Raw genomic sequence first — 25,384 nt, forward strand, 5'->3', positions numbered from 1 at the left:
TATAAATGGTGATAATCATTCTCTTTTATATGCTGGTTCATTTTTACCATGTCATTCTCTATTACTAAAAAAACGACGCTTACGTTTTTGATCGTCATTCTTATTCTTATCGCAGTGGGTTATATCTTGTACCCCAAAAAAAATGCGACAACCTACGTTACCGACACCGTTCAGCGCGGTAACATCGAAGAAACCGTACTTGCTACCGGAATGCTACAAGCTTCAAAGCTAGTGGCGGTTGGCGCGCAGGTATCAGGTCAAATTGAGACACTGGCGGTCAATTTAGGGGCCCCTATTCGACAAGGTGATTTAGTGGCTCAAATCGACAACCTGACCCAACAGAATAAACTCAAAGAAGCCCAAGCATCATTGAACAGTTTAAATGCCCAATACCAAGCCAAACAGGCATTGATTCGTCAAGCTCAAGCTGAGTTTAACCGACAAAAAGCCATGCTGGCAGAAAACGCTAGCTCACAAGCGAATTACGAAGCCGCTCAGACATCGCTTGCTGTGTATATTGCAGAACTTAAACAACTCAAAGCTCAGCAAGAACAAGCAAAAATTAGCGTAGATAGCGCCAACCTCGACCTCAATTACACCACCATCCGAGCGCCAATGGATGGGACGGTGGTTTACAGTGCCGTTGAAGAAGGCCAAACCGTTAATGCCAATCAAACTACCCCGACAATTATTGAGCTAGCAGTACTCGATACCATGACCGTAAAAGCTCAAATATCCGAAGCCGACATCATTAAAGTCACTCCGGGATTACCGATCTATTTCACTATTCTAGGTCAACCGAATAAACGTTATTCCAGTACATTGCGTGCTATTGAACCCGGCCCAACATTAATGACTGGCAATGACAGTAACCTTTCTATCAGTAATGATGAGGCCATTTACTATCATGGTTTGTTTGATATTGATAACCCGGATGGGCTATTACGCATCGGTATGACGGCTCAAGTCACCATTGTTTTACACCGCTCAGAAAACGCACTATTGATCCCCGCTCAAGTGCTGATCAGACAGCCAGGACCAAAGCCTCGCTACCAAGTTCCTGTATTAGAAAATGACCAAGCCGTATTTCGTGATGTCAAAATCGGCCTCAATAATAAAGTCAATGTGGAAATTCTTGAGGGACTTAATGAAGGCGACACACTGATTTTAGGCATGCCAAATACACTCAATAACAACACGAGCCGTCGTATGAGCCCACCGGGGATGCGTTTCTAATGTCAGAAGCTTTATTAAACATAGTCAATGTTTCCCGCCACTTTACTTCTGGCGATGAGACGCTCACTGTCTTAAAAGAGATCGATCTAACTATCGAACGAGGTGAAATGGTTGCCATAGTTGGCGCTTCTGGTTCAGGTAAATCGACTTTAATGAATATCTTAGGTTGCTTAGATACACCAAGTTGTGGTGAATATTGGGTGAATGGACAAAACACCTCACAACTGAATTCTGATCAACTGGCTGAGCTACGCCGTGAATATTTCGGCTTTATCTTTCAACGCTACCACCTATTAGGGGATTTAGACGCCTTAGGAAATGTCGAAATCCCAGCTATTTATGCTGGTTACGATAAACAGACTCGCCATGAACGAGCACGCAAACTGCTTGAACGATTAGGACTAGCCGATCGACTGGATCATAAGCCCAACCAACTAAGCGGCGGTCAACAACAACGTGTTTCTGTGGCTCGAGCCCTCGTTAATGGCGGCGATGTCATTCTTGCCGATGAGCCGACGGGCGCACTGGACAGTAAAAGTGGTTCAGAAATGATGCAACTGCTGCAAGAGCTACATAGCCTTGGGCACACCATCATTATCGTCACCCACGATATGCATGTAGCTAAATATGCCGATCGCATCATAGAGATCAAAGATGGTGAAATTCTCAGTGATCGTATCAACCACTCAACGAGTGACACAGCGCTACGACAACATGCCCATCATACTCCGCCATTCAAAGCCTCAACTCTCGGTCGTAACCAAAAGTGGCTCGACAATTGTTGGGAAGCGTTAAAAATGGCACTGTTAGCCATGTCAAACCATCGATTAAGAACCTTCTTGACTATGCTCGGCATCATCATTGGAATTGCTTCGGTGGTTTCCGTTGTAGCGCTCGGTAATGGCTCACAAAAGTCGATTTTAGAGAGCATTGCCGCCATGGGCACCAATACGATTGATATTATGCCCGGATCTGGCTTTGGCGATCGGCGTTCAGGGCGAATTCGAACGTTAACCGCAGAAGATGCCCAAGCGCTGCAATCACTGCCGTTTATTGATAGCGTCACCCCTACCGTCAATAGTTCCGCCACCATCAAATTTAGTAATCAATCGGTCACCGCTTCTATACAAGGAGTTGGGCCTGATTTTTTCCGAGTCCGTGGCTATGAACTCGCCAAAGGGCAATATTGGGATCAAACCAGTGTGGATAACTTGGCCCAAGAAGCTGTCATCGATCACAATACATTAACGGCTCTTTTTGCTGATGAGAATCCCATCGGTAAAGTCATTTTTGCAGGTAAGCTCCCCATCCGAATTATTGGCGTGACTGCGGCGAAAGAGAGTGCATTTGGCAATAACGACGCTCTCAATATATGGGTTCCTTACAGTACGATTAATGCACGAATGATGCGTCAAAGCCACCTTAATCGAATCACTATACGCCTTGATGATAACATTCCTAGTGATGCGGCAGAGCAAGCGATTATCTCTTTGTTAACCATGCGTCATGGTACTAAAGATTTCTTTACGATTAATACCGACACCATTCAACAAAATATTCAAAAAACAACAGCGACCATGACCTTACTCATCTCCGCCATCGCCGTTATTTCATTAATTGTCGGGGGGATTGGCGTAATGAATATTATGCTGGTTTCGGTCACTGAACGTACCCGAGAAATCGGCGTTCGTATGGCGGTTGGTGCAAGGCAGAACGATATTTTGCGTCAGTTTCTTATCGAAGCTGTACTTGTTTGTTTGTGTGGTGGGATCGTCGGAATTGCCCTCGCCTATTTAATCGGCGTCGGTTTTTCCTCATTCGGTAGTAGTTTTACCTTGATCTATTCTACCGCTTCAATCGTCTCTGCTTTTTTGTGCTCAACATTAATCGGTGTTCTATTTGGCTATCTTCCTGCGAAAAATGCCGCTCAGCTAAATCCGATTGATGCGCTTGCCCGGGAGTAAACATGTTACCTGCAACTCAATATTCCAGCTTAGCTTTATCCATGTTGCTACTGCTTGGCTGTTCCGCTCACTATGATCTTGTAGAGCCTTCTGTTTTTATTGCCACTGACTGGCACACGCCTCAACAAGAAACCAATACGGTGTGGGAAAGCCAGTGGTGGAAAAACTTTCAAGATCCTAAGCTTGATCTGTTAGTTGAGCGCGTCCTGTCCACCAACCACGACCTTGCATTGGCGACGCTCACTTTAAAACAGGCTCGCTTAAACGCGAATTTAGACAGAGATCAACAGATTCCCGATCTCGCCGCTGGGGTATCCGGTAACCGTTCAAAGGATCTCAATCATGGCGACACGTCTAACAACTATCAGGCTAGAATCAGCGTCAGTTATGAAGTGGATTTATGGGGTAAGCTTTCAGCGACAATAGATGAAAGTCAGTGGAAAGCCCTCGCGACGCAACAAGAGCGAGAAGCAACCGCTCAAAGTTTAGTGGCAACCACCGCTCAACTCTATTGGCAAATCGGCTATTTAAAACAACGAATTCGTTTAAGTCAGCAAGATATTGACAACGCTATCCAAAACTTCAATCTTGCTCAAAGTCAATATACTCATGGCGCAACCTCACGCTTGACCGTATTAGAAACCAAACGCTCACTGGCTGGATTGGAAGCGGCACACCGTGATTATCAACAACAATATCGACAAGCCAGTAATGCCTTAGCTATTTTGTTTGAGCAAGATCCTGAACAAGCCGCTATTGAAATTGATCAACAACCCGCTCAAGCCTTGCCTGCTATTTCTGCAGGAATACCCGCGGAAGTTTTGGCACGTAGACCCGATGTCAAACAAGCCTTGTATCAACTTCAAGCTTTTCTGGCTGCCAAGGAGAGTACTCGCCGCAGCTATTTTCCTGCGCTCACACTAACTGGAGCTCTGGGTGGGTCATCGACGGAACTAAAAAAACTATTGAGCGATCCTATCGGTACTTTAGGCGCTGACTTAACTTTGCCATTTTTAAATTGGAATGAAATGCAGCTAAAGCGAGATATCGCACAAGTACAGTATGAATCGGCCATCATCAACTACCGTAAAACCTTGTATGCCGCTTTTCAGGATGTGGATAATGCCTTATCCGCCCGAGAAAATTATCAGTACCAAGCTGAAAAATTAGTTCAGCAATGGCAAAGCGCCGCTGAAGCAATGCGTATCTATCAAAGCCAATATCAGCATGGTGCTATAGAAATTAAGACGCTATTGGATGCCCAAGAAAACGAACGTAATGCTCGAGCCGCTTTACTGGAAAACGACTATCATCAACGAGTAACCTTAAGCACCCTTTATCGAAGCCTAGGGGGGCAGACGATCCTTATAGAGGAAGAGAGTTAGACCCTTTAGCCAAGCTAACACCATAGCTTGGCTAAAAATCATCCCGTATACACACACCCGGCAGTGCAGGTTTCTTTAATTTCGACCTTGCTGAGTAGCGGTAAGCTTGGTTTAAGTTGTTGCCAGATCCATTTTGCTAACACTTCGCTGGTCGGATTTTCTAATCCTTCAATGTCATTTAAATAGTAGTGATCCAAACGATCATAAATCGGTTGAAACGCCGCTTTGATCTCCGCAAAGTCAATCAACCAACCGGTATGAGCGTCCACTTCTCCAGCGACATAAAGACGAACTAAAAAAGAGTGTCCATGTAAACGACCACATTTGTGCCCTTCAGGCACATGAGGTAAATGATGGGCAGCTTCAAACATGAACTCTTTATAAATTTCGGTTTTCATCGTACAACTCAAGCTTAAAAAAAGAGCCGCCATACTACGGAATCTTGTTAAATGAAACAAGCCAAATCCAGTCAAGCATACCAACCAAAGGCGAGTATTATCCCCTAAACGGCTTGCTTAAATCGTAAATCATCATCAGTTTTACGGTAAGAATACGCCATTTATTCCATCAATTTAGCTTTTCGAATAAGAAATCAACAATCAGAGCATATTAAAGGTTGATGCGGACAAATTGACAGGTAATATGTGCCATTGAATTTGTAAAATTTTAGCCAACTCAATGTTTCGCTTTTTTCAATCAACTTGTTCAAATATGGTAACGGTATCTGTCTAAAAGACGCTAATAACTCACACGTTATCGTTATTTCAAGTCGTCAGGGAAGCAACACTTTTGAGTTGAGTTTTTACCTCAATGGAGACGATATTAACCATGACTTACGCGCCTGTAAAAGACGTATTAAGCGGCAAGCTTGCAGTAAACAGTGAAGTTACTGTTCGCGGCTGGATCCGCACACGTCGTGATTCCAAAGCTGGAATCTCTTTCCTTGCCTTATATGACGGCTCTTGTTTCGACCCGATTCAGGCCGTGGTCCCGAATTCACTCAATAATTATCAAGACGAAGTTCTCAAACTCACCACCGGATGTTCTGTAGAAATTACAGGTACGGTTGTTGAGTCTCCTGCCAGTGGTCAAGATTTCGAATTAGCGGCGACTGAACTGAAGGTTGTCGGCTGGGTAGAAGATGCGGAAACCTATCCGATGGCTAAAACTCGTCACTCTATTGAGTATTTACGTGAAGTGGCTCACCTTCGTCCACGTACTAACGTGATTGGTGCAGTTGCTCGTGTACGTAACTGTTTGTCTCAAGCGATCCATCGTTTTTATCATGAACAAGGCTATTTTTGGGTATCAGCACCACTGATCACCGCCTCTGATGCCGAAGGCGCGGGTGAGATGTTCCGTGTTTCGACTCTAGATTTCGCTAACCTGCCTCGCCAAGAAAACGGTGAGATTGACTTTAACGAAGACTTCTTCGGTAAAGAGACATTCTTAACCGTATCAGGCCAGTTAAACGCTGAAGCTTACGCTTGTGCACTGAGCAAAGTGTATACTTTTGGCCCAACCTTCCGCGCAGAAAACTCCAATACTAGCCGTCACTTAGCTGAATTTTGGATGGTAGAGCCTGAAGTTGCCTTTGCTGATTTGCACGATGTGGCTCAATTAGCTGAAGATATGCTCAAGTACGTGTTTAATGCCGTACTGACTGAACGTCGTGATGACCTTGAATTCTTTGCTTCTCGCATCGATAAAGACGCGATTACTCGTTTGGAGCAATTCGTTCAATCGGACTTTGCACAAGTTGACTATACCGATGCGATTACGATTCTGCTTGATTCTGGTCGCAAGTTTGAATTTGATGTGGAATGGGGTATCGACCTGTCTTCAGAACATGAGCGTTATCTTGCTGAAGAGCACTTCAAAGCACCGGTGATCGTTAAAAACTATCCAAAAGACATCAAAGCTTTTTATATGCGTCTTAACGACGACGGTAAAACCGTTGCCGCTATGGACGTATTAGCGCCGGGAATTGGTGAAATCATCGGTGGTTCACAGCGTGAAGAGCGTCTAGATGTTCTCGATGCTCGCATGATTGAAATGGGCATCGACCCTGAACACATGAGCTGGTACCGTGACTTACGCCGCTATGGCACCGTTCCTCATGCAGGATTTGGTCTTGGTTTTGAGCGTTTGGTCTCTTATGTGACCGGTATGGGTAACGTACGTGATGTGATTCCATTCCCACGTACACCACGCAGTGCCAACTTCTAAATTTGCTTTTCACCAAAAACCTTCGCTTCGCGGAGGTTTTTTTTCATTTTCCTTAGCGTGATGGTTGTCACTCTTCAATCAGAAAGGTATAAATACTGACAATCAATCTTCTCTCCGCACACGACTTGGCGCTATTGGTAAGCCGCCACAGTGAATGCTGCTAGCATCACGGCAAAGTCAAACACGAAGAGTATCACCTTAACTTTACATGGATGGACATTATGTTTGAAAAAGTTGTCGCAGCACCTGCTGACCCTATTCTTGGTTTAACTGAAGAGTTTAAAAGCGATCCTCGGACAGACAAAATCAATTTAGGCGTCGGTATTTATAAAAACGAAGCCGGTCAAACGCCTGTCTTGGCGACGGTAAAGAAAGCCGAAGCTGCGCTGCTTGAATCGGAGAAAACCAAATCTTATTTAACCATTGAAGGCACGGCTGAATATGGCCTAGCGGTACAGAAATTATTGTTTGGTGAGCAAGCCGACATCATTAGTGATCAACGAGCTAAAACCGCTCAAGCGCCTGGTGGTACAGGTGCGCTTCGCGTCGCGGGTGAGTTTATTAAACGTCAACTCGGTGATGTCAAAGTCTGGATCAGTAACCCAACATGGGCCAACCATCATGGTGTATTTGGTGCGGCGGGACTTGAAACTACTGAATACACTTATTACAACGCCGAGAAAAAAGATAAAGATTTTCCAGCGATGCTTGCCGACCTTGAGCAAGCGTCTGCGGGTGATGTGGTTTTACTGCATGGTTGCTGCCATAACCCAACAGGGATTGATCCTACGTTAGAAGAGTGGGAAATTTTGGCTAAATTGGTGGCAGAAAAAGGCTTACTCCCACTGTTTGATTTTGCTTACCAAGGTTTTGCTAAAGGAGTCGAAGAGGATGCCGCTGGGCTGCGTATTTTTGCTCAATACAATCCTGAAATTTTAGTCGCCTCTTCATTTTCAAAAAATTTCGGTTTGTATAACGAGCGCGTCGGTGCGTTTACCTTAGTCGCCGCCTCAGCCGATGTGGCTAATACGGCGTTCTCACAAGTCAAAGCGATTATTCGCTCCATTTACTCGAACCCACCAGCCCATGGTGCCGCCGTAGTCACCTACATTCTGCAAAACCCTGCCCTGCGCGCTGAATGGGAAGCAGAAGTCGCCGAGATGCGTGAACGGATTCAAGAAATGCGTGAACTGTTCGTTACTCGTTTACAAGAAATCGGCGTTAATGCAGATTTTAGCTTTATCGAACGCCAAAATGGCATGTTCTCTTTCTCTGGCTTAAATAAGCAGCAGGTTCAGAGACTGAAAGAAGAATTTGGTATTTATATTGTTGGCTCAGGTCGGATCAGTGTTGCTGGGATGACGAAAAACAACATGTCTCCTCTATGTGAAGGGATTAAAGTCGTTTTATAAATGGCTTATCTACCGACAGGTTGAGCAAACACAGCGATGAATATAAAGCCAAGCAGAAACAACCTCTGCTTGGCTTTTTTAATTGATATCGACATATAACGTTAATAATGAATTCGCATCGTTATGCCAACTTCATTGATATTTTGCCATTCACCATCTCGATAAGTGACAAGCCCACCTAACGCTAAGCGCTTACTCAACTGATAATCAGTTCTTAATGTCAACACGTATTCATCTTGCCAGTGATTATAATTTGCTTCGGCAAATAAACTTGCCTCCCAGTCGGGACGAATGAGGTAACGTAGCCCAATATCCGCGCCAAAAACGGAGCGAGTTTCATTATCGACCGTGTAATCGCTGCTGATCCTTAGTACACCGACGCGGGCATGACTAACCAGATCAAGCTTGTCGATTATTGACCAATGATAGCCAGCCCCAAATCGTAAACGGTATTGTTCGATCGTCTCGTCATTAGGATGATAAAAGCGAGCACTGTAATCGGAGATCAACAATACGCGTCGCTCGGCAAGTTGATGACTCACTCCTATCGACAGTGCTGTCGTATTATCACTTTTTCCAGCGGCGTATAAACCACTCATGGTTCCCGACGTCAGCTCTGCACTAAAAAAATCATACTTCAACCGCTGTTCAGCGTGAGAATTTTCCGCGTGTGCTAGCGGAAAAATCGACATCGCTATTATCAATACACTGGTTTTGTTCATCGCCATACCTATTTTCTTTGTCTGGTCTTAGAATAACGGATAATCGATAAGAAAAGAGTAAGCGCTGCCTCAAATCTGCGCTGAGCCACAAAATCGTGTAGACTAGATCATTAATTAAAGAGATAGAGACTGCGAATATTGCCGATCTCGTCCTATAAATACTCAAGCATATTGTGATACCAACATGGTCCAGATTAAGGATTATTTTTGGCTAAAGGAGTCCATTGATGGAAGCAGAATTAATCGAAATTAAAAACTTTCTTGCCCAATACCCGCCTTTTAATGAGCTTCCTGAATCAGCGCTTAATGAAGCCGTTCACCAAATAGAGATTGCTTATTATCGCCAAGACACCCCAATCATTCACGCTGGCGACCATATTCAAGATTTATATATTGTCCGCAGTGGTGTAGTCGAAATTTATCGTCGTAAAGGGGAATTATATAACCGACTCTCCGAAGGTGGCTTATTTGGACAAATGGGGTTGCTCACCAATAATAAAGTGCGTTTTCCCGTTACCGCGATTGAAGACACACTCATTTATTGCATGCCGGAAGCTATATTTCAAAAGTTATACGATGAATACGATACCTTTGCGGATTATGTTGAAGTTCAAGATAATGCACGCTTACGACAAACCGTATCTAATACCCAAGAACAAAATGATTTAACGACCTCTAAAGTCAAACATTTGCTGACTCGTGAGGCCCCTTTCGTCTATAACGATGCCAGCATTCAGCAAGCTGCCATCAAAATGTCAGAAGAGAACGTCTCTTCGTTACTGATCATCGATCCCAGCATTATGAAAGACAACGAAGACGACAGCAGCCCAGTCGTTGGCATCCTTACTGATCGCGATCTTTGTCGAAGAGTGATTGCCACCGGATTAGACTTCAGCCACTCAGTGACAGAAGTCATGACTAGCGAAGTGATCGCCTTGGATCATAATGCTTATGTCTATGAAGCCATGCTATTCATGTTACGTTACAACGTACATCATCTACCGGTGCTAAAAGAAAATAATCCGATCGGTATCGTCGATATTACCGATATCGTTCGTCATGAATCCCACAACTCATTGTTATTAGTCAGTACGATTTTCCATCAAAATAGCATTGACGATTTAGCGAATTTAGCCAAACAGGTCAAACATGCTTTCGTACGCCTCGTTAATGAAGACGCGAACTCACATATGGTCGGCACAGCCATGTCAACGATTGGTCGTAGCTTCAAGCAACGACTATTAGAGCTGGCTGAAGAGAAGTTTGGTCCTCCGCCCGTCCCCTACTGCTTTTTAGCACTGGGGTCAATGGGACGCGATGAACAACTGATTGTCACTGATCAAGACAATGCTCTGCTGCTTGATGACAGTTATGATGAGGCCTTGCACGGCCAATATTTTGCCGACTTAGCTCAGTTTGTCTGTGATGGGCTCGATCAATGCGGTTATACCTATTGTACTGGCGAGATCATGGCGACCAACCCGATGTGGCGAATGACTCGTCAACAATGGGAAGCCTGTTTTGCCGATTGGATTGATAATCCCAACCCGAAAGCTTTACTGAATGCCTCAATTTTCTTTGACTTAGATGGGGTTTATGGCCGTCTGAAATGGGCAGAGCAACTGAATGGCTTTATTGTCCGCCGCGCCAGACGTAATAACCGCTTTTTAGCGTGCTTGGCCCGCAATGCCTTAAACCGTACTCCACCGCTCGGTTTTTTCAAAAACTTCGTCATGGAAAAAGATGGCCGCCACAATAACTCAATGAATTTAAAACGTCGCGGTACCGCTCCATTGGCGGATTTAATTCGCGTTCATGCTCTGGCAGTCGGTTCTCGAGCGAAAAACTCGTTCGAACGACTCGATGATATTATCGATGCGGGCATCTTACCCAAAGGACGAGGGCAAGATCTGCGAGATGCCTTAGAGTTTATTTCGATGGTACGTATTCGCCATCAAGCTCTGGATGTAGAAAATAATAATGAACCCGATAACAACATTGAGCCAGAAAATCTCTCTGAATTTGAACGACGTAATTTAAAAGATGCCTTTCAAATTTTGAGTAACGGACAAAACTTCCTTAAATATCGTTATCAAGCCAGCAGCAATTTTAAATAAGGTGAGCATGAAAGGACTATTTCAAGCGCCAAGTATCAATTGGCCTTATAAATATCGAGCGAAACAAAAGCTTGCCCAATCCCCTTTGCTGCAACGTTTTTATCAAGCGGAACTGGCTGATGGCAATTCGCCGTTAGGTGAGATTGAGTTTGTCGCAATGGATTTTGAAACCACCGGGCTTGATGAAAATAAAGATGAAATTATTACCATCGGCTTAGTACCCTTCACTTTACAGCGCGTCTATCTTAAGCGAGCGCAACACTGGATCGTTCGTCCTCGACAAAAATTAGACGAGGGCTCGGTGATCATTCATGGCATCACGCACAGTGATATTATGCACGCCCCTGATTTAAGTGAGGTGTTCGAAGCGTTATTAACCGCACTGGAAGGGAAAATCGTTGTGGCTCACTACCATAAAATTGAGCGTGAGTTTTTGGATCAAGCCTTTAAACGGCGAATAAATGAAGGCATTGAGTTTCCAATTATCGATACCATGCAACTCGAAGCGGAGATTCAAAAACGCCTCACCGCAGGGATTTGGAATAAACTGCGCGGTAAGAAACCGCAATCACTGCGTTTAGGCCAAGCCCGACAACGCTATGGTTTACCGGCTTATAATCCTCATCACGCCCTGACGGATGCGATTGCTACAGCAGAACTGATGCAGGCGCAAATCGCCCACCATTATTCACCAGATGATCGGCTTAAACATTTTTGGTTATAGCTTTTCACTGAAGTCGTTATCACTAGTCTCAAGGATCAACATAGGGAGCTTTCGCTCCCTATTATTTATCATAAACAAACTATCGCGAATGACTTAAGTTTGTAGACTGATGTCTTATCAATTAAAGCTTATAACTTAAAGCGACGGATCTCTTGGTCAAGCTGATAAGAAAGTTGTGATAGCTCCGCCGCTTGAGCTGCAGCTTCATGGGCTTCTTCAGCGAGATCGTTCGAGACATCGCGAATGCCTACCGTGTTGCGCGTAATCTCAGAGGTGACGGATGCCTGCTCTTCAGCGGCTGAGGCAATCTGAGTTGCCATATCACTGATACGCTCAACCGCATGATGAATTTGCATTAAGCTCGCTGCTGCAGAGTGCGCATCATCAACACTCGTATCGGCTAGCATTCGGCTATCATTCATGATCCCGACCGCTTTGCCTGTCGTGCCTTGCAGCATTTCAATCATGGTTTGAATTTCTTTGGTTGAGGCGTGAGTACGTTGACTCAGTACCCGCACTTCATCCGCAACCACCGCAAAGCCGCGACCTTGTTCTCCAGCACGAGCCGCTTCAATTGCCGCATTCAATGCCAATAGATTGGTCTGTTCTGCAATCCCTTGAATGGTTGAAAGAATAGTACTGATCTGATTACCATGCTCTTCCAGCTCTTGAATGACGCCTGTTGCTACCTGCACTTCTTTCGCTAAAGAAAGAATAGAGTTCTGCGTTTGAGATACTTGCTTAGAGCCCATCGACACAAGCGGTTACCGCCTCGGATGAGTTTTGCGCAGTATGCTCAGAGTTGTTAGCAATCTCCTGGGTCGCAGCGGCCATTTCATTGATCGCTGTGGCGACCATATTGATTTCATCTTGTTGCATGCGAATACGTGCACTACGTTCTTCAGCATGCGCGGCGGTCATATGCGATTGTGATGAAAGTGATGCCGAAACCTCACTCAATTTACTGACCATGGTATGCATATTGCCAACAAAAATATTGAAATTATTCGCTAATTTCCCCACTTCATCGTCACTGCGTGGCTCTAAGCGTTGCGTTAAATCACCGTCTCCGGTTGCGATTTCTTCTAATGCTTTAGAAACTCGTAATAAATCTCTGAATAAAAAGCTGACTAACCAAGAGACGATCAACACCACAATCAAGGTGATGAAAATCGCTGTGATCAACAAGCCGGTGAGCAATTGAGTATGTGCTGCGAATTCGGTATTTTTATCCATCTGCACAGCAAATACCCATGGCGTATCCGCGACTCTATCGAAGTAAAACAAGCTCTCTTGACCGTTATGGTTCAGTGTCATTAGCTGACGGCTATTGGCGGCTTGCTGAATAGCATTCATGGTTAATGCGCTATCGAGCGAACTGACAGGCTTTAAAAGCAATCGTTTGTCTGGATGTGCAAGAAAATAGCCGTCTTGGGTATCAATCAGCATCGCGTAAGCATTATTACCCGCGTCGATACTCAACACATCACTGATTAATTGATCAATCAATACATCAGCACCGACCACACCACGTAACTGACCATTGTGACGAATAGGTTCAGCAATAGTCACTAATAAAGCATTAGTGATCGCATCTTGATATGCCGTGGTAATAATTTGCTTACCCGCATTCGCGGCATCGCGATACCAAAGACGAGTACGAGGATCATAATCAGCTCGGTTGCGCTCTGGATGGGAGCGATACATTTCACCGTTAACAGTACCAAAGAAAATATCGTCAAATCCGCCAGCTTTACGCGCCTGTTGTAAAAAAGGCACCACATCAGGTTGTACGGTATAGTCATTAAAAGCGGTGGAAATATCTTTTCGGATCGAAATCCAATCAGAAATACCTTTCGATGCCGTTTCAGAAATGGCTTGTGCACGGGCAAGTACACCACGACTGGTTTGTTGTTTGAGTTGATCGGCTGACAACCAAGTTAATGCGGCCGCCATCACGACGACCGCTGACAGGCTGGTGCCAATAAGCTTTTGTTTTAGGGTTAATTTCATAGTGAATTATCGCTGATAAAAGGAACAGTTGGGCGGCAAATAATAGCGAGGTTTATAAGCGTTTGCACGCATTATGTAAAAATAAACACCGTTGCAATAACTATCTGCTTTTAATCACATTACCGTCAAATTAGTGACAAATGTCATCATTCCAACATTATTTGTCTATCCACAAAAAAAGCTGGCTCAGCCAGCTTTTTTAAACCTCTATGTATCCACTTGACTTACTTTTTCAGCTCTGTACGCATGCCCATCACCAAACTAACGCACATCAGTAATAAGACAAAAGTAAAGGGCAAAGCCGTCGAAATCGCACCAGCTTGCAAAGCTTGAACGGCCTGTGCACCACCGATCCACAGTAAGGCTATGGCAATCGCCCCTTCCATGATTGCCCAGAAAATTCGCTGTAACACTGGCGCATCCATTTTACCGCCAGACGTAATGCTATCAATCACCAATGAACCAGAATCAGATGAAGTAATGAAAAACACCAACACTAACACTACCGCGATAATCGAGAGTAAAGTCCCCAGTGGTAATACATCAAACATTTGGAACATGGCTAATGACACATCCGTTAAACCTTTTTGACCTAATTCGCCAACACCGCCTATCACCTGCTCAATCGCTAATCCACCAAATACAGACATCCAGATCACAGTGACGGCTGTTGGAATCAGTAACACTGCGGTAATAAACTCACGAACCGTCCGCCCCTTTGATACCCGAGCAATAAACATACCGACAAATGGTGACCATGAGATCCACCATGCCCAATAGAAAACGGTCCAACCTTGGAACCACGCTTCATCTTCACGTCCATGAGGGTTACTTAATGGAATGATATTTTCAATGTACGACATTAATGTGGTTGGAATGGATGCAAAAGTGACCGCATAACCAATCAGAGCAACTAACGCGACAAGTAATAAGGCTACAATCATGTTGATATTAGAGATCACTTTGACCCCGCCATCAATTCCACGAATGACCGAAATCGTCGCTAATGCGGTTACCACTAGGATAACAATGATTTGCAATCCTATTCCTGCATCAAGACCAAACACGTGATGAATACCACTTGCGGCTTGTTGAGCCCCTAAACCTAGCGAAGTAGCAAGGCCAAATAACGTCGCTAATACCGCTAAAATATCAACCAGATGCCCTGGCCATCCCCACGTTTTATCACCGAGAATAGGATAAAAAATAGAACGAATAGATAAAGGCAACCCTTTGTTATAACAGAAAAATGCCAGCGATAAGGCAACAACAGCATAAATCGCCCAAGGATGGAGTCCCCAATGATACATGGTCGCGCCTAAAGCTAATCTTGCCGCTTCTGGTGTACCGGCCTCTACACCTAATGGTGTTTCATACCATCCCGTAAAATAAGCAACTGGTTCCGCGACACTCCAAAACATCAAACCAATGCCCATGCCGGCGGCAAAGAGCATCGATAACCATGAGATCACCGAGTAATCAGCCACCGCATCTTTACCACCCAAGCGAATTTTACCAAATGGCGATACAATCAAAGCCAAACAAAAAATCACAAAAAGGTTACCCGACCAAATGAATAACCAATCAAATGAACCAATAATTTTCCATTTAACCCCGTCTAGTGCATTCTTAGCGGTATCAGCATCCACCAACAGAGTGGCGAGTAAAAATAAACCAATTAATCCCGCACTGATGCCAAATACAGGGTTATGAACATCAAACCCCCACTTCTGCACATTATCCTGACCGACTGTATAGTCGGTACTGTCAATGCTGTACTTGTCTATTCCTTTTGTCATTGATCTTCTCTTTTTGGTAACGACAGACAAAATTCAGTAACCATGACAACGAAATAAATTCACAGACTTACCATCAAAATATATTTCGTACTCATAACTAAAGAATTCATTTAAGGAGCGATATATTACAGAAAATTAGATTAAAATCCACAAAACAAAGTTATTCAGGATAAAAATCGACCATTTACAGTAAATTATCGCTAAAAGTTACAAGCCACCACCACAATTTAGTTTGAGCTCAAACATTTAATGGACATTGGTTTACTGGTGAGTAATGTGTGCTATTCACGAAATCGTTCACTCAAATACCTATTGTATCCATGGCATTTCAATCCATCGTTTCGAGACTTGTGAGATTTTGGAGGTATCCTCGCCTACCCAAATAATGGCGATTACAGTTAGGCAGCAGGTGAGTGATAAATTTACTGAGCGAGAGGCAGAGCTTGACTAAGCAATCCGCAGATAAATCTTCCTCATCAATATAGAGAAAGGACCGGATTGGCGATGGACGAACGTTACTCACACTACGGTAGCTTGCAGTAGGAAGACGATTTCTCTACTTTTCAATTATCCCCAACTAAGGTATGGTCCGATCCAATTGGTCTCTTGTTTGTTGTAGGTAAATATTGTGGAAAAACACGAAGAGGTGTTGGTTGCGATTCGTCAAATTATCCGAGCCATCGATTTGCATTCAAAAAAATTAAGCAAATACGCAGGGTTGACGGGACCGCAGTTGATTTTGATGCGTTCAATTGAAGAGTTGGGGGAAGTTACCATTCGTCAATTGTCAAAACATACTAACATGAGTCAAGCAACAGCCACGACCATCCTAGACCGCTTAGAGCGGAATCAATACGTACAACGTGTTAGAAGTAGCACCGATAAACGTAAAGTCCATGCCCATTTAACAGAAACTGGCCGAGAACTCTTGGCTCGCGCACCACAGCCGCTACAAGACAGTTTTGTGGAACAGTTTCAGCATTTGGCCGATTGGGAGCAAAGTTTATTACTCTCATCGGTTCAACGTTTATCTGCAATGATGAATGCAGAAAAGATGGATGTCGCACCGATGCTGGAAATTGGCAGCATCACCAAAATTGAGTAAGTTTGACAATCAGTACCGTTCTACAACTGCCGCCTGAGTGACAAGAGCAGTTGTAGAATCTTTGATTATTTACAGCGCTTTATAAATAACCTTGTTGCCCGCTTGGGACTCTCTGGTAATTAATTCAACTTCAAGTAGTTTCTTTAATGCCCCTGTCGCCCAAGACGCCGCTTTACTCTCTTCTTGTCCTGCCGCCAAACCAATCCCTTTAGGATTAATACCTTCCGTATTCGCGACAACAATATCAAACACTTGTTGCTGCTTAGGGGTTAACACGATCTCTGCACGTGTTGTTGGTGAAACGGGTTCACTTGATGGGTGGGCAGGGTTAACGGCTACAGGCTTGGCTGTTTTTGGTGCTGAGGTAATGTTTGCTACCATCGCTATGATGCGTTTTTGCAGTTTTGCCTGCACTTTACGCTTATGAGCAAGTCTCATCGAGTATCTCTCCATTTCACTGCACAAGATGCAGTGGTGAAAATTTGAAGCGCGTTTTATAGCAAAATTCATCGACCTTTTGTAGGGTATCGCTCAAGTTCAGACGACAAAAACGAGATTTAAACCATAAGCGACTAGAATTTAAACAGTAAATCATTATTTGCTGTTTACGATTTCAGTGAGGATCAGTGATCATTGTCAACGAACATTGAGTATTAATCATAAAGTATTTGCATGCGAGGTCGGTATGCCAACAATCCACTTATCTAATTATCAATTTGATCGACATTCACCTTACGTCAAAATCGGTTTATTGATCGTGTTGTTGATCATTACTGCTTTGATTCGCTTATCGAACAGTTGGCAACAAGCGTTAGTTTCGGTGATGTGTGTATTGATTTTATGTGGTGTTGGTTATTGGCTAGCACGTAAAAGTTGGGTTGGTTTTACTCTCACCGCCAGCCACTTACAGCAACATTTTTACTATGGTGGATGGGTGGTGAAATGGCAAAATATCAGTCAAATTGGAATATGCACCCATCAACAAGAGGGTTGGCATCAGCCGCTGCCATGGATAGGTGTTCGTTTAAAAAATTATAGCCCTTTTTTAGACGGTATTTGCCCAAGAATTGCTCGAGAAATGTTATTTAACCAACGAGCCTTACTGTATTTAGGCATGAAGCAGCATGATAAAAGCCTGCTTTTTGAAGACATCGTATTAGACTCTACCCCCTATACGGATCCACAAGGCAAAGTCTATACTGGTTTAATGGCGATGCTCGCTAACCGTATGCACCATCAACGTAATTTTCATGGCTTTGATGTCTTCATCTCGGAGAATGATCTCGACCGTTCTGCTGATGAATTTATTGGTCTGGCTCGACGCTATCTCGCCGCAGCCAAACCAGAATAAGAGAAGTTTGGTTTAGAGGCCATCGAACCTTCCCTGCTTGTCATAGTAAACGTAATATCTATTCTGCTAGTAAAGCGGCATTTCATCGGCCACAAAGGGATTACTTGCTCGTTCACGACCAAACGTTGACGTCGGTCCGTGGCCAGGAATAAACGTCACTTGATTGCCCAATGGCCACAATTTGTTCTTAATAGAATCGATTAAGGTGTTGAAATCGCCCTGTGGAAAATCCGTCCGCCCAATACTGCCATTGAAAAGCACATCGCCTACAAACGCTAAGCTGGCTTCTTCACTAAATAAAACCACATGACCGGGGGTGTGGCCTGGCGTATGCAAGACAGCAAGTGTCTGGTTGCCAAACGTGACGGTATCACCTTCATCTAACCATTGATGAGGCTCAAAGGCTTCTGTCAGCGGAAAACCAAACATTTGACTCTGCCCTTCTAAGCCCTGCAACCAAAAGTTATCGGCTTTATGAGGACCAATAATGTCAACATTACCCAACAACGCGGCAAGAGGTTGTGTTCCCCCGACATGATCCAAATGACCATGAGTCAGAACCAGTTTAACCACCTGAACACCTAGTTGATCAATCAACATTTTCAGTTGTTTTACATCACCACCGGGATCAACAACAATACCTTGCATGGTTTCATCGCACCATACAATCGAACAATTTTGTGCAAACGGAGTAACGGGGACAATTTGATACTTCAAAGACATGAGAAAACCTGAACAACCAGCAAAAAATTATCATCAACTATGACATTCTCACTACGTTTTGACAAGTCGCGCTCGCGACTCATATCGCTTGACGTCATTAGGAGACTCGCTATTGTGTCACCAGCTTATCGAGCCGATAGATATCTTCTCTAAAATGCAATTGTCCTGCGTCATACCATGCTGTTTGATAAATGATCTGCACCGGTATGCGCTGTCTTAATGGGATTGCTTGGTTCACTGAACTACTTTGCGGAGCAAATTGTTGAGAGTCTAACCCCTGCTTAGTTAACAACATATTGGCAAATTGATCGGCATGTTCAACCCGAATACAACCCGAGCTAAACGCTCTTGAGTCACGCTCAAATAAGTATTTACTTGGAGTGTCATGCAAAAAGATCGCTCGGCGATTCGGGGTATTAAATTTATACAATCCCAGAGCATTATGATATCCAGCTCTTTGACGCATACGATAGGGAAATGCCTCTAATGAGATATTCTCCCAATCTATCGATGTCGGATCTAGAGTCTGTGTCGCTCCCCAACGCGGTAGAATCTCTAGATTCTGACGATCTAAATAACGAAGATCTCGCTTCGCCATCGGTAAAATATCTTCCACCATGATTTTATAGGGAATATTCCAAGTGGGATTAACAATTAAAGAATCCAGACGAGTCGTCATGACTGGCGTTGGTCGTGAAATGCGTCCCACCACCACCTTTGATTGAAAGACGTTTTCCCCCGCATGCCAATACTTCAATTCAAAGCTCGGTACATTAACCACAATGGATGTGTTGCTGGTTGGCCACAGACGCATTCGCTCAGCATTCAAGGCAATCAGCCCCAAACGTTCTTCAACGGAGAGATTAAGCCATTTTAATGTCTGTGGACCAATCACACCGTCAGCGTTTAGTCCATGTAACTGCTGAAAATGCTTTATGGGTTCGATTAATGAATTATCGTACCAAGAGACATCATCACGAATCACTGTGACATCAATATTGACCAGAGCTAAACGCTGGATCAAGGTAGGACGGTCGTCCAACTTGTCGCCCGGCCGTTTCAGACCAGCTTGTCGATAAACCGGTAATGGTGTCGTTTTAAGCGCAGATAAAAAACCGTAAGCATAAACCAATTGATGATAAGCGGGATCTTGTGGCGCATGCTGCAACACTAAATCCGCCATCGCTGGCGTACCAGCGGCAACAGACAGGGCTAACCGTGAAGATGCACTTGGCAAAGGCAAAATGCGGTTAAGTTTACCGTTAAAAAACCAATCTATCCCTTCTTGAGCGGCTAATTGAGCATAACTAAGATAGCCGATGACGGTGTCTGTCGCTAAAACATCATACTTAACCCACGCCTGTTGCTCACGAAGAGTAAGTAGTTGCGTAAAACGTTTTGAAAATAACGGGCTAATATTCGCTTGATGAATCAGCGCAAGTTGCTGCTCAAAATAGACTCGACTCAACTCATCTCGCCAAATTAATTGATACTGATTACGCTGATAGAGTTTCTCGACTAGTTGAGGATAATGTAACGCATACTCACTTTGTCCTTTGAGATCAGAAAGTTCAACCACTGGCGTCTTGGCAAAAAGTGGAAAACTAATCCAAAGCAAAACAATGGCCATCAATGAGTAACGCTTCATATTTTTAGTGCTCCCTTGGCTAACCGGTAACGTTGGTTAATTTAGGATAGGTGAGCATAGACGATACCCATCACTAAACCGTCCAACCGATGCTGGAGTAAGTATGGCAAATATTCCCCGCTTTACCCACTCTTTATCCAAATTGATCTCGACGGCTAAGCCAAACGTTCATCGGCTGATCTTGAGCAAGTAGCACACTATCTCTATAGGCTATCGACAGGCCAAATCTGCAACGTATAAACAACAAAGCTCATCATTTCCAATCAAGAAATGATGAGCTTTGGGCACAAAATTTTAACCATCAATCATAGAAATTATCACGTAGATGACGCCGATGGAGAAACATACATCGATATCGCAGAGACTTCTACACTGAAAAAGATAACCAGCTTATAACTTCAAATGATGTTTACCGTGTGAGACTTTCGCTTTTAAATAGTCTTCATTACCATTTTTAATGTGTGCAGCTGTATTAACCACACTGACAATTTCAATACCGTGCTCTTGTAATTCTCTTATTTTCTTAGGGTTATTCGTTACTAAACGAATTTTAGTCACCCCAAGTGCTTTTAGCATTTGCGCAGCTTCGGTAAAATCGCGCAAATCATCACCAAAGCCAAGATGATTATTGGCTTGATATGTATCCATACCTTGGCTTTGTAAGCGATAAGCATCAATCTTATTATACAAACCGATTCCACGACCTTCTTGACGCAAATAGAGAATGATACCGCCATATTCGCCCATCTTAGTAATGGTCTCTTCGAGTTGCTCTCCACAGTCACACCTTGATGAATGGAAAACATCGCCAGTTAGACACTCAGAATGCATTCTAACTAATGGAATAGGTTGTGTTTTATCTGCCGCTTGAAAGATAACGGCTACGTGTTCTTTATCCGATTGTAAACCTCGGAATGAAAGAATCTCAGCATCAATATTACTTTTCAAGCCAACTTTAAAGTCGACTCTGGCTCTCACTTCCGCCATATCTTTACTCACTTGAATTCGTTCTGACTGCACGCTAGTTATGGTATGCATAAGGTTACTCTTATCTGGTGATTTTTACTATGGAGACTAATACCCCATTTTTCAACGAAAAGATCACAACAAGTCCAAATTGTTATATTATAACAATTTATTAAGATCGCAACAAAAGAGTGAAGAGCTTATACCCAAACGACTTGAAGTTGCAGGTAGGCGGCAAGTGAGTGAATCCCCATGAACATAGGCAAACGATGTGATTGGGGTGAACGAACGTAGCCAGCTTCAAGTAGGAAGGGGATAGATAGTGAGGCTTGTGACCAACATGCAGCATAAAGAGTAAGCGAACCTATCCAGACTAGACTGGCGTCAATCAAGCAGAAAAAGTATGACACTTAAGTCGCAAGAAAAGATGATCAAAGAAAGAATAGCTAAAAATAGAATAGATAGACGATGCTCTGTTCAATCAAAAATAATTAGTATCATCGAGATCAATTCATTAGTCGATGTTACCATTTTTGAATTAATGACTTTGCGAGCGCTTCCAAACGGCTAATTCAACCCAAATTTGCTCTAGCTCTTTTAATTCTTCTTCAGTTAACAACGATAAGGTCGTGGTTTGCTGGGGCAAAGCATAAGACTGAAACGCGCTAATTTGCGCATAAAAATCTTTTTTTAATTGCGAGATTATGGCGTAGTCCACGGCGAATATCCTATGGTGGTTTGATTATAATTTACTCTAAAAATAATATCACTTCCTGTTAATATCTAGCAAGAATATTTTAGAATTGCAATAATAATCACACTATTTATTTATATGAGCTAATAGAGGGATTGAACCTAAGACAATCATAAATACATTGGCTATATAATAGAAGGGATCATCGAGAGTGAGTGAAGAGTAAAATCATGATATGGAATGATCACTCAATTATATCGATCGTTCTTAACGATCCTATTATGATCTTAATATCTGCACTTCTTTTAACCATAAAAAAGACCGAGTATTTAATCTCGGTCTTTTATTCGTAATATTCACCAGTTCTTATTTATTAAAGCGGTGTGAGTATGACAACTTATTCAGTAGGATCCGTATTTACATCCGTTGAATCGGTATCGATCACCGTTGACGTTGACGTTGACTCCACCGATGACTGATCTTCAGAAGAAACATCATCATCTTGTGGCAAATCCGCCTCATCAAGCTCTTCAATACGTTGCAGACCAACCACTTTCTCACCTTCTGAAGTACGGATAAGCGTGACACCTTGGGTATTACGCCCTACCTGACTCACTTCAGAAACACGAGTACGAACCAAAGTTGCTGCATTGGTAATCATCATAAATTCATCGCCTTCATCGGCTTGCACCGCTCCGACAACTTTACCATTACGTTCTGAAACTTTGATTGACACAACGCCCTGCGTCGCACGGCTCTTCGCTGGGTATTCAGAAAGCTGAGTTCGTTTACCGTAACCATTTTCGGTCACCGTTAAAATGTCACCATCGGTTTTCGGCACAATTAAAGATACGACTTGATCGCCTTTAACCAGCTTCATACCACGAACACCAGAAGCGGTACGTCCCATTGGTCGAACCCCACCTTTCACATTACCTTCATCATCAACAATCGGTTTTTCGTTAAAACGAACCACCTTGCCTGATTTTGAGAACAACATGATATCGCTTTCACCATCGGTAATTTCAACCCCGATCAACGAATCATCATCACGTAAGTTAACAGCGATCAAACCATTAGCGCGAACATTAGAGAATTGATCAAGTGAGGTCTTCTTAACCGTACCATCACCGGTTGCCATAAAGATAAATTTATCTTCACTGAATTCCGTTACCGGTAAAATAGCGGTGATACGCTCGTTTTCTTCAAGTGGCAGTAAGTTAACAATCGGCTTACCACGTGCGGTGCGGCTAGCCAATGGTAATTGATACACTTTCAGACGGTAGGTCTTACCACGAGTTGAGAAACATAAGATATTATCGTGTGTATTGGCTACCAATAAACGCTCAATATAATCTTCATCTTTCATTCGTGTCGCACTCTTACCTTTACCACCACGACGCTGTGCTTCGTAATCGGTCAATACCTGATACTTAACATAGCCTTCGTGTGACAAAGTAACGACAACATCTTCACGAGCAATCAGCTCTTCCATATCGATATCGTGGCTAGCGGCAGTAATTTCGGTACGACGTGCATCACCAAAATTATCACGAGCCATTTCTAACTCTTCACGGATCACTTCCATCAAGCGTTCTGTATTCGATAAAATATGGATTAGCTCAGCAATTTCATCCAATAATGCTTTGTATTCATCGAGGATTTTGCCGTGCTCTAAACCAGTTAACCGGTGTAGACGCAAGTCAAGAATCGCCTGAGCTTGTTGCTCAGTTAAGAAATACTGACCATCACGGATACCGTATTGCGGCTCTAACCACTCCGGACGCGCGGCATCAGTACCAGCACGCTCAAGCATAGCGGCAACATGGCCTAAATCCCAACCACGAGAAACAAGCCCCATTTTTGCTTCAGCCGGTGTTGGGGCTTTACGAATAAGATCAATAATCTCATCGATATTGGCCAACGCGAGTGATAAACCTTCAAGAATATGGGCTCTTTCACGCGCTTTACGTAATTCAAAAATGGTACGGCGAGTGACAACTTCACGGCGGTGGTTAACAAAACACTTCAACATCTCTTTTAAGTTGAACAGTTTTGGTTGACCGTTATCAAGTGCCACCATGTTAATGCCGAACGTCGTTTGCAGTTGAGTATTGGCATAAAGATTATTTAATACCACTTCCGCCACAGCATCGCGACGACACTCAATTACAATACGCATACCGTCTTTATCAGACTCATCACGTAATGCGCTAATCCCTTCGACTTTTTTCTCTTTTACTAAATCGGCAATTTTCTCAATCAAGCGCGCTTTATTCACTTGATAAGGAATTTCACTGACGATGATCGTCTCTTTGCCATTTTTCTCGGTTTCAATTTCCGCTTTTGAACGCATGTAGACTTTGCCGCGCCCGGTTTTATAGGCGTCAACAATACCCTTACGACCACTGATCAGTGCAGCAGTTGGGAAATCGGGACCTGGGATATACTCCATCAGCTCATCAATAGTAATATCTTCATTACTAATGTAAGCCAAACAGCCATTGATCACTTCAGTCAAGTTATGAGGCGGGATATTGGTTGCCATACCAACCGCAATACCAGACGAACCATTCACCAATAAGTTAGGAATTTTTGTCGGCATGACAGCAGGAATTTGCTCTGTACCATCATAGTTAGGTACAAAATCAACCGTTTCTTTATCTAAATCGGCCAAAAGCTCGTGAGCAATTTTCGACATCCGAACTTCGGTATATCGCATCGCTGCCGCTGAGTCACCATCAATCGAACCAAAGTTACCTTGGCCATCGACCAACATATAACGCAGAGAAAAAGGTTGCGCCATACGTACAATTGTATCGTAAACCGCACTATCACCATGTGGGTGATATTTACCAATGACGTCCCCTACTACACGAGCCGATTTTTTGTAGGGTTTATTCCAATCGTTACCCAAAACACTCATCGCGAACAACACGCGACGATGCACTGGTTTTAGACCATCACGCACATCTGGAAGAGCACGACCAACGATGACTGACATCGCATAGTCTAAGTATGAACTTCGTAGCTCATCTTCAATGTTTACGGGTGTGATCTCTTTAGCTAGATCGCTCATAGAGCCATTATCCCTCTATAGTTTGATCGGATTATTCAAACCACACTCAGTTTTGCTCGACAACGAGCCTTGGTTTAACTGTTTTGTTGGCCGAATAATATTGATACTTATAAGGTTGAAAAATATAACACAAGTTGACCCACTTCGGCATCACTTTCCCTGCCCTTTTATCAGGTTGTGACCGTGGTTAAGTATCAACTGCCGAGAAATCACACAT

At 43.5% G+C, this 25,384-nt stretch carries 20 protein-coding genes; 9 read left to right on the forward strand and 11 right to left on the reverse strand.

What is annotated here, in order from left to right; translation table 11 throughout:
- Positions 1-48: 48 nt before the first annotated feature.
- The 3 genes from VIB_RS07435 to VIB_RS07445 are packed head-to-tail and all read left to right on the forward strand — an operon-like array spanning position 49 to position 4,585.
- Positions 49-1,236: an efflux RND transporter periplasmic adaptor subunit gene (locus VIB_RS07435; RefSeq protein ID WP_004395341.1), complete on the forward strand. Its 1,188-nt coding sequence runs from the start codon at positions 49-51 to the stop codon at positions 1,234-1,236.
- Positions 1,236-3,200 carry a MacB family efflux pump subunit gene (locus VIB_RS07440; protein WP_004395342.1) on the forward strand — a complete coding sequence of 655 codons (1,965 nt, stop codon included), beginning with the start codon at positions 1,236-1,238 and terminating at the stop codon, positions 3,198-3,200. The genes VIB_RS07435 and VIB_RS07440 overlap by 1 nt, the downstream gene beginning before the upstream one ends.
- A 2-nt stretch (positions 3,201-3,202) precedes the next feature.
- Positions 3,203-4,585 carry an efflux transporter outer membrane subunit gene (locus tag VIB_RS07445; protein WP_004395343.1) on the forward strand — a complete coding sequence of 461 codons (1,383 nt, stop codon included), beginning with the start codon at positions 3,203-3,205 and terminating at the stop codon, positions 4,583-4,585.
- Positions 4,586-4,623: 38 nt separating this feature from the next.
- On the opposite strand, the gene queD is transcribed toward VIB_RS07445, so the two are convergent.
- Complete coding sequence (gene queD / locus VIB_RS07450; RefSeq protein ID WP_004395344.1) at positions 4,624-4,983, reverse strand: 6-carboxytetrahydropterin synthase QueD; 360 nt, start codon at positions 4,981-4,983, stop codon at positions 4,624-4,626.
- Positions 4,984-5,413: 430 nt separating this feature from the next.
- On the opposite strand from queD, the gene asnS reads away from it, so the two are divergent.
- Both asnS and VIB_RS07460 read left to right on the forward strand, forming a co-directional pair.
- A complete protein-coding gene (asnS, locus tag VIB_RS07455; protein ID WP_004395345.1) occupies positions 5,414-6,814 on the forward strand; it encodes an asparagine--tRNA ligase in 1,401 nt (466 codons plus the stop codon).
- A gap of 221 nt (positions 6,815-7,035) precedes the next feature.
- Positions 7,036-8,226, forward strand: a complete 1,191-nt coding sequence (locus tag VIB_RS07460) for an amino acid aminotransferase (RefSeq protein WP_004395346.1) — start codon at positions 7,036-7,038, stop codon at positions 8,224-8,226.
- A 101-nt stretch (positions 8,227-8,327) separates the two neighbouring features.
- On the opposite strand, the gene VIB_RS07465 is transcribed toward VIB_RS07460, so the two are convergent.
- Entirely contained in the window at positions 8,328-8,948 is a 621-nt protein-coding gene (locus tag VIB_RS07465; RefSeq protein ID WP_004395347.1) for a hypothetical protein, read from the reverse strand.
- A 227-nt stretch (positions 8,949-9,175) separates the two neighbouring features.
- On the opposite strand from VIB_RS07465, the gene VIB_RS07470 reads away from it, so the two are divergent.
- The gene (locus VIB_RS07470) at positions 9,176-11,065 is read left to right on the forward strand and encodes a DUF294 nucleotidyltransferase-like domain-containing protein (protein WP_004395348.1); all 1,890 of its coding nucleotides are present in this window, start codon (positions 9,176-9,178) and stop codon (positions 11,063-11,065) included.
- Positions 11,066-11,072: 7 nt separating this feature from the next.
- Positions 11,073-11,789, forward strand: coding sequence for a 3'-5' exonuclease (locus VIB_RS07475; protein WP_004395349.1), 717 nt, complete (start codon positions 11,073-11,075; stop codon positions 11,787-11,789).
- A 128-nt stretch (positions 11,790-11,917) separates the two neighbouring features.
- Here VIB_RS07475 and VIB_RS18335 read toward each other — a convergent pair whose 3' ends face one another.
- From VIB_RS18335 to VIB_RS07485, 3 genes are all read right to left on the reverse strand, one after another.
- Positions 11,918-12,541, reverse strand: coding sequence for a methyl-accepting chemotaxis protein (locus VIB_RS18335; protein ID WP_422132356.1), 624 nt, complete (start codon positions 12,539-12,541; stop codon positions 11,918-11,920).
- Positions 12,531-13,802 (reverse strand): methyl-accepting chemotaxis protein, encoded by a 1,272-nt coding sequence (locus tag VIB_RS07480; RefSeq protein WP_422132354.1) that lies wholly within the window; start codon positions 13,800-13,802, stop codon positions 12,531-12,533. Before VIB_RS07480 ends, VIB_RS18335 begins: the two co-directional genes overlap by 11 nt.
- A 224-nt stretch (positions 13,803-14,026) precedes the next feature.
- Positions 14,027-15,601, reverse strand: coding sequence for a BCCT family transporter (locus VIB_RS07485; protein WP_004395350.1), 1,575 nt, complete (start codon positions 15,599-15,601; stop codon positions 14,027-14,029).
- A 628-nt stretch (positions 15,602-16,229) separates the two neighbouring features.
- On the opposite strand from VIB_RS07485, the gene VIB_RS07490 reads away from it, so the two are divergent.
- A complete protein-coding gene (locus VIB_RS07490; RefSeq protein WP_004395351.1) occupies positions 16,230-16,706 on the forward strand; it encodes a MarR family winged helix-turn-helix transcriptional regulator in 477 nt (158 codons plus the stop codon).
- A gap of 69 nt (positions 16,707-16,775) precedes the next feature.
- On the opposite strand, the gene VIB_RS07495 is transcribed toward VIB_RS07490, so the two are convergent.
- A complete protein-coding gene (locus VIB_RS07495; protein ID WP_004395352.1) occupies positions 16,776-17,144 on the reverse strand; it encodes a hypothetical protein in 369 nt (122 codons plus the stop codon).
- Between the two features lie 247 nt (positions 17,145-17,391).
- On the opposite strand from VIB_RS07495, the gene VIB_RS07500 reads away from it, so the two are divergent.
- Positions 17,392-18,057 carry a DUF2982 domain-containing protein gene (locus VIB_RS07500; protein ID WP_040904339.1) on the forward strand — a complete coding sequence of 222 codons (666 nt, stop codon included), beginning with the start codon at positions 17,392-17,394 and terminating at the stop codon, positions 18,055-18,057.
- 66 nt (positions 18,058-18,123) lie between these two features.
- Here VIB_RS07500 and VIB_RS07505 read toward each other — a convergent pair whose 3' ends face one another.
- The 5 genes from VIB_RS07505 to gyrA form a co-directional block, all read right to left on the reverse strand.
- The gene (locus VIB_RS07505) at positions 18,124-18,780 is read right to left on the reverse strand and encodes an MBL fold metallo-hydrolase (RefSeq protein WP_004395354.1); all 657 of its coding nucleotides are present in this window, start codon (positions 18,778-18,780) and stop codon (positions 18,124-18,126) included.
- Positions 18,781-18,889: 109 nt separating this feature from the next.
- Entirely contained in the window at positions 18,890-20,428 is a 1,539-nt protein-coding gene (locus VIB_RS07510) for a L,D-transpeptidase family protein (RefSeq protein WP_004395355.1), read from the reverse strand.
- A gap of 390 nt (positions 20,429-20,818) precedes the next feature.
- Entirely contained in the window at positions 20,819-21,466 is a 648-nt protein-coding gene (locus VIB_RS07515) for a GTP cyclohydrolase II (RefSeq protein WP_004395356.1), read from the reverse strand.
- Between the two features lie 466 nt (positions 21,467-21,932).
- Positions 21,933-22,121 (reverse strand): hypothetical protein, encoded by a 189-nt coding sequence (locus tag VIB_RS07520; protein WP_372436266.1) that lies wholly within the window; start codon positions 22,119-22,121, stop codon positions 21,933-21,935.
- 364 nt (positions 22,122-22,485) lie between these two features.
- Positions 22,486-25,167 (reverse strand): DNA topoisomerase (ATP-hydrolyzing) subunit A, encoded by a 2,682-nt coding sequence (gene gyrA / locus VIB_RS07525; protein WP_004395357.1) that lies wholly within the window; start codon positions 25,165-25,167, stop codon positions 22,486-22,488.
- Positions 25,168-25,384 lie beyond the last annotated feature (217 nt).

The organism is Vibrio metschnikovii CIP 69.14 (assembly GCF_000176155.1).
Classification (GTDB): Bacteria; Pseudomonadota; Gammaproteobacteria; order Enterobacterales; family Vibrionaceae; genus Vibrio; species Vibrio metschnikovii.